The sequence below is a fragment of the Ralstonia sp. ASV6 genome (assembly GCF_016429285.1).
Classification (GTDB): Bacteria; Pseudomonadota; Gammaproteobacteria; order Burkholderiales; family Burkholderiaceae; genus Ralstonia; species Ralstonia flaminis.
This window is the reverse complement of sequence record NZ_JAELUI010000175.1, coordinates 1-9,452: the sequence shown is the minus strand read 5'-3', so window position 1 is coordinate 9,452 and position 9,452 is coordinate 1. Positions and strand designations below refer to the sequence as shown.

Below are 9,452 nucleotides of genomic sequence, written 5' to 3'. Positions count from 1 at the left end.
GTCGCTCTGGAGTACTTCGAGCTGCTTCTTCTCGACCACGCTCATGCGCTGCGCGCTCAGGCGGCAGCACAGGGCTTCGAGCTCGCACATGGCTTCGAGCATATCGGCCAACTCTTCGATGCTGAACTGTGCCACCACCACGCCCTTGCGCGGCGTGAGCTCGACCAGCCCGCGGACGGCCAACTCGCGCAGGGCCTCGCGGATGGGCGTGCGCGAGGCGTTGAAGCGCTCGGCCAGCGCCGCTTCTTCGAGCTTCTGGCCCGGCTCAAGCGTGCCGTCGATGATCTCGTCGCACAGCAGTCGATAGATTTTGGAAGAGAGCGTCGTCATCGTGTCAGCGGTGGGGTTGGGCGCAACGGCGGTCTACACAGACGTGCGTCGCATTATGCGCCAGCCGCCCCCCAGGGCAACCCGATGCGATGCGTCGCACGCGATTTCGGTAGGTCCGGCTTGCCTTGGGAGAGCCCACGGGCCGCCGGTTTTTCTGGAATGGGAGTATACGCTAGTTACTTGTTGAATACATAGATTGGTATATGTATACAAAACAAATTCACTCATCACGACAGTGGGGACACAAGTGATCAGGTTCGGGATTGCAAGCTATGAATTGAATGGCCGCGTGGCGGCGGGTTTGAGCGTGGGCGACGCGCTCTACGATGCGCAGACCGTGCTGAAGCAGGCGACGGGCGATGCGGCACCGGTGGATGTCGACGCCCTGGTCCGGGGTTGGGACCAGAACGGTGCGGCCGCCGTGCAGCAGTTCGAGGCCGCGGCGCGAGCCGTTGCTGACGGCTCCATCGACGCCAAGCCGCTCACCGGCTACCGGCTGCGCGTGCCGTTCACGCCCCGCCGCATCTTTGCCGCGGCCTCCAACTACTACGAGCACGCCCGCGAGATGGGCACCGAACTGGCCCCGCGTGAGGAAAGCACGCCCTACATGTTCATGAAGGCCGAGACCAGCGTGGTGCCGACGCTGGCCGAAGTGCGCATCCCGCCGCAAGCGGAGCGCGTGGACTGGGAGGTGGAGCTGGCCGTGGTGATTGGCAAGCCGGGCCGCCATATCGCCATTGAAGACGCGTTGGACTATGTGGCCGGCTACACCGTGCTGAATGATGTGAGCGCGCGTGACCTTAACCGCAGGACGGACTATCCGTTCAAACACGACTGGTTTCGTGGCAAGAGTTTCGATACCTTCGGGCCTCTGGGGCCGTGGTTGGTGCCCCGTGCGTGCATTGCCGAGCCGCAGAACCTGCGCATGATGCTGACGGTGAACGGCGAGACCATGCAGGACGGCAACACGTCGGAGATGATCTTCAGCGTGGCTGAGCAGATTCACTATCTGTCGTCGATCCTGACGCTGCAGCCGGGCGACGTGATTGCGACGGGCACGCCGACGGGGGTCGGCATGGGCCGGGGCATCTACCTGAAGCCGGGCGACGTGATGGTGGCGTCCATCGAGGGCATCGGCTCGATCGAGAATCCGCTGGTGCAGGGGTGACACACGTGTGGTCCGGCCAGACCACATCTTGACGGGAGAAGACATGCTGGAGCGGATGAGTGCCTTGTTGCGCGGACTGGTGTTCGCGGCGGGGCTGGGGGCAGGGCTGGCGTCGGCTGCGCATGCGGCTGACACCGTACGCGTCAATCTGGCGTGGCTGCCGCAAGGCAGCACGGGCGGCATCCTGCTCGCTCAGGCCAAGGGCTACTACAAAGAGGCTGGCCTGGACGTGACGGTCATGCGCGGCTACGGCGGCCAGCGTACGGTCAACGAGGTCGATGCCGGGCTCTTCGAGTTCGGCTACGGTGACCCGGTGAGCGTGGCTCTGAACCGTGCCCACGGTGGCCACACGGTGATGGTGGGCGCGATCAACACGCGCTGGCCGGGGGCCATGTGCTACGTGGAGCGGCCCGGCTTCAAAGTGACCTCGCTCAAGGACCTGGCAGGCATGACGTTGGGCGGGGGTGGTGCGTCTGCGGTGCAGAACATCGTGCCGGTGTGGCTCAAGCAGAACGGCATGGCGCCCGACGCCATCAAGCTGGTGCGGCTGGACCCGGCGGTCATCAACACCGCGCTGCTGCAAAAGCGCATCGACCTGTCCGAATGCTGGGAGGGCGCCAGCCTGCCGGTGCAGCAGGCATTTGCACAGCGCGCTGGGCAGAAGCTGGGCAAGGTGTTCTACCGTGATTTTGGCCTCGACATGATGGGTAGCGGCATCGTCACCACCGACCGCTACATCGCGGAGCATCCGGATGTCGTCAAGCGTTTTGTCGAGGCCACGTACCGCGGCTACGCCTTCATGCGTGACCAGCCCAAGGCCGCTGCAGATGCAATTGTTGCGCAGCAGCCGCTGCTCGATCGGGCCATCCTGCAGCAGCAGATTGCGGAAACCAACAACCTGATCTCGGACGAGCCGGACAAGCACAAGATCGGCTGGCTGCGCCCAGAACGCATCAATGGGACGGTTGATTTCCTGTCGCGTGCGTTTGATCTGGGCGGCAAGGTCAAGCCTGCCGACCTGTACACCAACCGCTTCGTTGAATGAGCGTCGATTGAATTTGGGGCTACGGCCCAACCCGCCCGCCACGTACGGGCACATTGGAGTGAGACAAATGAACAGCTTGCGTCCCAAGCGGCTTGGACACATGGTTTTGATGGTGCGGGACATCCAGCGCTCGGCCAAGTTCTACACCGAAGTCCTGGGGCTGAAGGTGTCGGACTGGATTGGCGACCAGATGGTCTTCCTGCGCGCCGGCACCGACCACCATGACCTGGCGCTGTCCCAGTTGCCGAAAGATTCGCCCGACTTCAACGACCTGCCGCGCTACTCGCGCCCGGGGCTGGAGCACTTTTCCTACCTGATCGACAGCGTTGAAGAGATGGAACGCTCGGTGAAGGTGTTGCAGGAGCACGGCGTGGAGATTGTGCGCGGCATCGGTCGCCACGGTCCGGGCGACAACTACTTCCTCGTCTTCAAGGACCCGGACGGCAACAATGTCGAGGTCTACTGCAACATGGAGCAGATTGGCGAGCGCGACCCGCGCGAAGCCCAGGTCTGGGAGCGCAACATCGAGTCGTTCGACCAGTACCGCTTCGAGCGCTTTGTCGTGCCGCCGCCGCCGCACCTCGTGGCGCAGAAGTCCGGTGGAGCGGCACCCAAGGCGGAGCCCGCCGACAAAGAGAAGCCCGGAGACAAGTCATGAAGCGCGTGCTTGAAACCGTCGCGTTCTGGATTGTCGTCGGGCTGGCGTGGGAACTCGGCGTGCGATGGACGCATGCACCGGAATACGTATGGCCGTCACTGTCGTCCGTGTTCGCTGCCGGCTGGGAAATGCGGGCTCAGTTGCTGAGCGATACCGTCACCACCGCAGGGGAGGTCTTTGCCGGCTTCATGCTGGCACTGGTGAGCGGGCTGGCGCTGGGGCTGCTGGCCAGCACCTCCGCCATCGCCCGTCGCACGCTGTTCCCGCTAGTGACGGCTCTGCAGAGCATGCCGAAGATCGCGCTGGCGCCGCTGCTGATCGTCTGGTTCGGCTACGGCTTTGCCTCCAAGCTGGCGGCTGCGGTGCTGTTTGCGTTCTTCCCGATCGTCGTCGCCACCATGGGTGGTTTGGCAGGCGTGCCGCAGAACCTGGATGAGCACTTTCGCGCGCTGGGTGCATCGGCCTCACGCACGTTCTGGCACCTGCGTCTTCCTGCTGCGATGCCTGCGCTCATGGATGGCCTGAAAATTGCCATGCCGCTTGCGGTGATCGGCGCGATCGTGGGTGAGTTCATCGGCTCGGAATCGGGGCTTGGGCATCTGATCGTGTTCGCAACGTCGAACGCGCAAACGCCGCTGTGCTTTGCGGCCATCCTGATGGTGACGGCGCTGGCCATGGTGTTCTACGCTGCCGTCGATTGGGTCTCGCGTGCTGTCTGGTGGAGAGGAGTCACGGTCTGATGGCAATCGTCAATCTGTCGCGCGTTGTACCGCGCGAAACCGCAGTGCTCGCCGCTGCCAACCCTGCACCGCAGAGCATGGCGTCGAGCGTGATGATCGATGTCGACAACGTCGGCAAGCGCTTTGCCGCGCGTGGGGGTGCCGCGGCGTTCAATGCCCTCGAAGACGTCTCCATGCAGGTGCGGCAACGTGAGTTCGTCTCCATCCTGGGGCCGAGCGGCTGCGGCAAGAGCACGCTGCTGCGCATGGTGTCGGGACTCGTGCCGTGCGATGCCGGTGAGATCCGTGTCGATGGCCGGTCGATCAGCGCGCCGGTCCCCGAGATCGGTGTGGTCTTCCAGACCAGCAACATGCTGCCGTGGCTCACGGTGGGCGACAACATCCGGCTGGGCGCCAAGCTGCGCAACCTGCCGAGCGTGAAGACCGAGGCGCGCCTGCCGGGCCTCCTGGAAACGCTCGGCCTCACGCAGTTTGTGGATCGCTACCCGCACGAGTTGTCGGGCGGCATGCGCCAGCGCGCCGCCATCGGCCAGATCCTGCTGCTGGAGCCACGCGTGATGCTGATGGACGAGCCCTTCGGCGCGCTCGATGCCCTGACGCGCGACAAGCTCAACGTCGAGCTGCTGCGCATCTGGCAGCAGAGCACGCTGACGGTGCTGCTGGTCACACACAGCATCCACGAGGCGGTGTTCCTGTCGGACCGCGTGCTGGTCATGTCGCCACGGCCCGGCCGCGTGCAGCACGACGTGAAGATCGACCTGCCGCGCCCCCGCCAGCCGGACGAGATCAAGCGCAACCCGCGCTACGCGGAGTACGTGTCGGAGTTGTCCAGCATGATGGGGGTGTTCTGACCGGATTGTGGGTTCTGCTCGGGGCGGGCGGCTGCTACGATCGTGCATCGCCCGCCCTCAAAGCAAACTGACATGCAAGCCAATCCGCTCAGCGAGATCTCCCTGATCCGCCGGCTGAAACTGAATCAACTGATGATTTTCGAGCGCGTGCTGGAAACGCGCTCGGTCGTCCGCGCCGCCAACGAGATGCGCTTGACCCAGCCCGCGGTGACCAAGGTCATCCACGAGCTGGAGTCCTGCTTTGACGGCGCGCTGTTCTCGCGCTCCAACCGCGGGGTTGTGCCAACGGAGCTGGGGCTGATGCTGGGCCGCCGCGTGAAGTCGCTCATGGCCGAGCTGCGCTACATGACCGACGAATTGAACGACTTCCGGCTCGGCACCAGCGGGCATGTGATTGTCGGCACGTTGATCTCGGCATCCGCACGGCTGCTGCCGCGTGCCATCGCCATGCTCAAGGCGCGCACGCCCAATGTGCTCGTCACCGTGCGCGAGGGCACCACGGCCCATCTGTTCCCGGCTCTGGCGACGGGCGACCTGGATATCGTGGTCGGCCGCCTGCCCGAACGGGAGCTGCCGATCGCCAGCGCGTTTCCGCTCACGCACGAAGTGCTGTTTGATGAATCGCTGTGCGCGGTGGTAGGCAAGGGCTATGGCCCGTTGCCTGAACGTGTGGCGCATCTGTCGGAGTTGGCCGACTCGCCATGGATTTTGCCGACGCCGGATTCGCCCGCGCGCCTGGCGGCGGAGCATCTGTTCCGCTCGGCCGGGTTGCCGTTGCCGATCGATATTGTCGAGTCGCTCTCGCTGCTGACCAACATCGGCCTGCTGTTGGAGACTCCCCGCATTGCGCTGATGCCGCGCGTGGCCGCCCGGCAATTTACCGATGCCGGCCTGTTGCGCATTCTTGATCTGCCGGAAACAGCCGCATTCGGCACCGTCGGGTTCTCGCTGCGTTCGCACAAGGAGCAGAGCGCGGCGTGCCGGGTATTTATCGAATGCCTGCGAGAAGCCGCACAAGCCACCGCGCCCGATACCACCGCGTAGCCAGAAAACCCAAGCTGGGCAAGGCTTGCGCTGGTATTCCGGTTTGGGATACTTAGCGCCGAATGTTTCATTGTTCTTCTCTGCCGCGCGTCCCTAGACTCCTGCCAACACTTCAACAAGAGCAGGAGACGTTGTGAACCAGGAACCGGCTGACACCGCGCACGCACCGCGGCTTTTACGGCACTACATCAACGGTGAATTCGTGGCGAGCGCCACCACGTTTGCCGATGTCAGCCCAGTCGACGGCACGCTGGTCGCCCAGGTGTGCGAGGCCGATGCGGCTGCCGTTGACCAGGCCGTGCGTGCCGCACGTGCCGCACAACTCGCAGGCTGGCGTGACACGACACCAGCCCAGCGCGCCGACTGGCTGCACCGCATTGCCGACGGCATCCAGGCGCGGTTTGACGAATTCGTCGCCGCCGAAGTGGCCGATACCGGCCGCCCCCTCACGCAGGCCCGGACGCTGGACGTGGCACGCGGCATCGCCAACTTCCGCACCTTTGCCGACCTGATCCGCACGGCCAACAGTGAATTCTTCGAAACACACACGCCGGACGGCAGCGAGTACATCAACTACGTGCGCCGCAAGCCGCTGGGCGTGATCGGCATCATCTCGCCGTGGAACCTGCCGCTGCTGCTTTTCACGTGGAAGGTGGCGCCGGCGCTGGCCATGGGCAACTGCGTGGTCGCCAAGCCTTCAGAAGAGACACCGGCTTCGGCCACGCTGCTGGCCGAGGTGATGCACGACGTGGGCCTGCCGCCGGGTGTGTTCAACCTGATCCACGGCCACGGGCCGAATGCGGCTGGGGAGTTCCTTACGCGCCATCCGGATATCAGCGCCATCACCTTCACGGGCGAATCGCGCACCGGCAGCACGATCATGAAAACCGTGGCCGACGGCGTGAAGGAGATCTCGTTCGAACTGGGCGGCAAGAATGCGGCGGTGGTGTTTGCCGATGCGGATTTCGATGCGGCGGTGGAAGGCGTCGTTAAATCCAGCTTCACCAACGCCGGGCAGGTGTGCCTGTGCAGCGAACGCGTGTATGTCGAACGGCCGATCTTCGATCGCTTCGTCGCGGCCCTGAAGGCCCGTACCGAAATGCTGTGCGTCGGTGCGCCGGACGATCCGGCCACGACCATGGGCCCGCTGATCTCGCGCGGCCACCGGGAGAAGGTGTTGTCGTATTTCCGCCTGGCGGTGGAAGAGGGCGCAACGGTCGTCACCGGTGGCGGTGTGCCGCAGTTTGGCGATGCACGCGACGAAGGCGCCTTTGTGCAGCCAACCATCTGGACCGGCCTGCCGGATACCGCGCGCTGCGTGACCGAGGAGATCTTTGGCCCGGTGTGCCACATCGCTCCGTTTGATACCGAGGATGAAGTGATCCACCGCGTGAACGATAGCGCGTACGGCCTGGCCGCCAGTATCTGGACGACCCAGCTCGCGCGCGGCCACCGCGTTGCCAAACAGATCGAGACGGGCATCGTGTGGATCAACGCCTGGTTTGTGCGCGACCTGCGGACGCCGTTTGGTGGCGCCAAGCTGTCCGGCATCGGCCGAGAAGGTGGACGGCACTCGCTGGACTTCTACTCCGAACTGACCAACGTCTGCGTGAGGGTCGCATGAGCACCATCGATATGAATGCGGCCATCGCACTGGCGCATCAACTGTGGCAGGCCGAGCAGGAACGCGCACCGCGAGCTCCGGTGCGTGACGCCATTGCTGCTCTCGGTGGCGATCCGCTGGAGGCGGCGTATGCCGTGCAGCGCGTCAACACGGAGCGCAAGCTGGCCAGCGGCCGCCGTCTGGTGGGCCGCAAGATCGGCCTGACCTCGAAGGCAGTGCAGGCGCAACTGGGCGTCGATCAGCCAGACTTCGGCATGCTATTTGACGACATGGCGATTGCCGACGGCGAAGAGATTGCCCTGTCGCGCACGCTGCAGCCGAAGGTGGAAGCCGAGATCGCACTCGTTCTGGAACACGACTTGCCGCACGAGCGCCACACCATTGCCGACCTGATTCGCGCCACCGCCTATGCGCTTCCCGCCATCGAGATCGTCGGCAGCCGCATCGCCAACTGGGACATCCGCCTGACCGACACGGTGGCCGACAACGCGTCCAGCGGCCTGTTCGTGCTGGGCAACCGGCCGGTCAAGCTCGACGCGTTCGATGCCATCCAGTGCGGCATGGTGATGGAGCGTCGTGGCGATCAGGTGAGCGTAGGCGCCGGGGCGGCGTGCCTGGGCAACCCGCTGCATGCTGCGCTTTGGCTGGCCAACACCATGACCCGCGTGAACGCGCCACTCAAGGCCGGCGACATCGTGTTGACCGGCGCGCTCGGGCCGATGGTCGGCGTGGCGCCGGGCGATGTCTTTACCGCGCATATCGAAGGCCTCGGCAGCGTGAGCGCCTGTTTCTCCACCCAACCGGATTCCGCACAATGAAGGGCAACCACAAGCAAGCCGTCGCCATCATCGGCTCCGGCAACATCGGCACCGATCTGATGATCAAGGTGCTGCGTAACGCCCTGCATCTGGAGATGGGCGCGATGGTCGGCATCGACCCCAGCTCCGACGGGCTGGCGCGCGCCGCGCGGCTGGGTGTACCCACCACGGCCAAGGGCATCCAAGGGCTGGTCGAGATGCCCAATTTCGGTGACATCCGTATCGCGTTCGACGCCACTTCCGCCGGCGCACACGCACATCACGCAGAGGTGCTGCGCCAGCATGGCGTGCAGGTGATCGACCTGACGCCGGCTGCTATCGGCCCTTTCGTGGTGCCGGTCGTCAACCTGTTTGAGCATCTGGAAGCGCCCAACGTGAACATGGTGACCTGCGGCGGCCAGGCGACGATTCCCATCGTGCACGCGGTCTCGCGCGTGGCGCCCGTGCACTACGCAGAGATCGTCGCCTCCATCGCCAGCCGTTCCGCTGGGCCGGGCACCCGCGCCAACATCGATGAGTTCACGGAGACCACCTCCAAGGCCATCGAGATGGTGGGTGGCGCTGCACGCGGCAAGGCCATCATCGTGCTGAACCCGGCCGAGCCGCCGCTGATGATGCGCGACACCGTCTACTGCCTGACCGATGCGGACGCCGATACGACCGCCATCGAAGACTCGGTCGAAGCTATGGTGGCCGCCGTTGCCAGCTACGTGCCGGGCTACCGCCTCAAGCAAGCGGTGCAGTTTGACCGCTACACCGCGGACAGTCCGCTCGCGCTGCACGCGAACGACCGTCGCGCGGGGCTGAAAGTGAGCGTCTTCCTGGAAGTGGAGGGCGCCGCGCACTACCTGCCGTCGTACGCAGGCAACCTGGACATCATGACCTCGGCAGCGCTAGCCGCCGCCGAGCAGATCGCGGCAAGCCGCGCGGTCGCCTGAAGAGAGATCGGCCATGACCAACAACACCAAGAAGATCTACGTCTCGGACGTGACGCTGCGTGACGGCATGCACGCGATTCGCCATCAGTACTCGCTGGAGCACGCGGTTGCCATTGCCCGCGCGCTGGATGATGCGGGTGTCGACAGCATTGAAGTTGCGCACGGCGACGGGCTGTCGGGTTCGAGCTTTAACTACGGTTTTGGCGCGCATACCGATCTGGAATGGATTGCCGCCG

General features: G+C 64.7%; 10 protein-coding genes and 1 pseudogene. 10 read left to right on the top strand and 1 reads right to left on the bottom strand.

Annotated elements, in window-relative coordinates; translation table 11 throughout:
- A partial coding sequence (locus JHD73_RS24340) for a GntR family transcriptional regulator (protein ID WP_199032747.1) occupies positions 1-330 on the bottom strand: 330 nt, incomplete at its 3' end.
- Between the two features lie 247 nt (positions 331-577).
- Here JHD73_RS24340 and JHD73_RS24335 point away from each other — a divergent pair.
- The 10 genes and pseudogenes from JHD73_RS24335 to JHD73_RS24290 form a co-directional block, all read left to right on the top strand.
- Positions 578-1,498, top strand: a complete 921-nt coding sequence (locus JHD73_RS24335; protein ID WP_199032746.1) for a fumarylacetoacetate hydrolase family protein — start codon at positions 578-580, stop codon at positions 1,496-1,498.
- Positions 1,499-1,541: 43 nt separating this feature from the next.
- Positions 1,542-2,543: an ABC transporter substrate-binding protein gene (locus JHD73_RS24330; protein WP_199032745.1), complete on the top strand. Its 1,002-nt coding sequence runs from the start codon at positions 1,542-1,544 to the stop codon at positions 2,541-2,543.
- Positions 2,544-2,610: 67 nt separating this feature from the next.
- Positions 2,611-3,201 (top strand): VOC family protein, encoded by a 591-nt coding sequence (locus tag JHD73_RS24325; protein WP_199032744.1) that lies wholly within the window; start codon positions 2,611-2,613, stop codon positions 3,199-3,201.
- The gene (locus tag JHD73_RS24320; RefSeq protein ID WP_199032743.1) at positions 3,198-3,941 is read left to right on the top strand and encodes an ABC transporter permease; all 744 of its coding nucleotides are present in this window, start codon (positions 3,198-3,200) and stop codon (positions 3,939-3,941) included. Before JHD73_RS24325 ends, JHD73_RS24320 begins: the two co-directional genes overlap by 4 nt.
- Entirely contained in the window at positions 3,941-4,792 is an 852-nt protein-coding gene (locus tag JHD73_RS24315; RefSeq protein WP_199032742.1) for an ABC transporter ATP-binding protein, read from the top strand. Before JHD73_RS24320 ends, JHD73_RS24315 begins: the two co-directional genes overlap by 1 nt.
- Before the next feature lie 72 nt (positions 4,793-4,864).
- A complete protein-coding gene (locus tag JHD73_RS24310) occupies positions 4,865-5,836 on the top strand; it encodes a LysR family transcriptional regulator (protein ID WP_199032741.1) in 972 nt (323 codons plus the stop codon).
- Between the two features lie 133 nt (positions 5,837-5,969).
- Positions 5,970-7,460: a 2-hydroxymuconic semialdehyde dehydrogenase gene (locus JHD73_RS24305; RefSeq protein WP_199032740.1), complete on the top strand. Its 1,491-nt coding sequence runs from the start codon at positions 5,970-5,972 to the stop codon at positions 7,458-7,460.
- Entirely contained in the window at positions 7,457-8,278 is an 822-nt protein-coding gene (locus tag JHD73_RS24300; RefSeq protein WP_199032739.1) for a fumarylacetoacetate hydrolase family protein, read from the top strand. The genes JHD73_RS24305 and JHD73_RS24300 overlap by 4 nt, the downstream gene beginning before the upstream one ends.
- The gene (locus JHD73_RS24295) at positions 8,275-9,216 is read left to right on the top strand and encodes an acetaldehyde dehydrogenase (acetylating) (protein ID WP_199032738.1); all 942 of its coding nucleotides are present in this window, start codon (positions 8,275-8,277) and stop codon (positions 9,214-9,216) included. Before JHD73_RS24300 ends, JHD73_RS24295 begins: the two co-directional genes overlap by 4 nt.
- A 13-nt stretch (positions 9,217-9,229) precedes the next feature.
- Positions 9,230-9,452 (top strand): annotated as a pseudogene (locus tag JHD73_RS24290) (4-hydroxy-2-oxovalerate aldolase); the annotation flags it as partial.

What these genes read in the sequence shown, in the direction of transcription:
- JHD73_RS24330 (WP_199032745.1), top strand. Translation starts at nt 1,542, where the DNA reads ATGCTGGAGCGGATGAGTGCCTTGTTGCGCGGACTGGTGTTCGCGGCG.
- JHD73_RS24320 (WP_199032743.1), top strand. Translation starts at nt 3,198, where the DNA reads ATGAAGCGCGTGCTTGAAACCGTCGCGTTCTGGATTGTCGTCGGGCTG.
- JHD73_RS24300 (WP_199032739.1), top strand. Translation starts at nt 7,457, where the DNA reads ATGAGCACCATCGATATGAATGCGGCCATCGCACTGGCGCATCAACTG.
- JHD73_RS24310 (WP_199032741.1), top strand. Translation starts at nt 4,865, where the DNA reads ATGCAAGCCAATCCGCTCAGCGAGATCTCCCTGATCCGCCGGCTGAAA.
- JHD73_RS24295 (WP_199032738.1), top strand. Translation starts at nt 8,275, where the DNA reads ATGAAGGGCAACCACAAGCAAGCCGTCGCCATCATCGGCTCCGGCAAC.
- JHD73_RS24315 (WP_199032742.1), top strand. Translation starts at nt 3,941, where the DNA reads ATGGCAATCGTCAATCTGTCGCGCGTTGTACCGCGCGAAACCGCAGTG.
- JHD73_RS24325 (WP_199032744.1), top strand. Translation starts at nt 2,611, where the DNA reads ATGAACAGCTTGCGTCCCAAGCGGCTTGGACACATGGTTTTGATGGTG.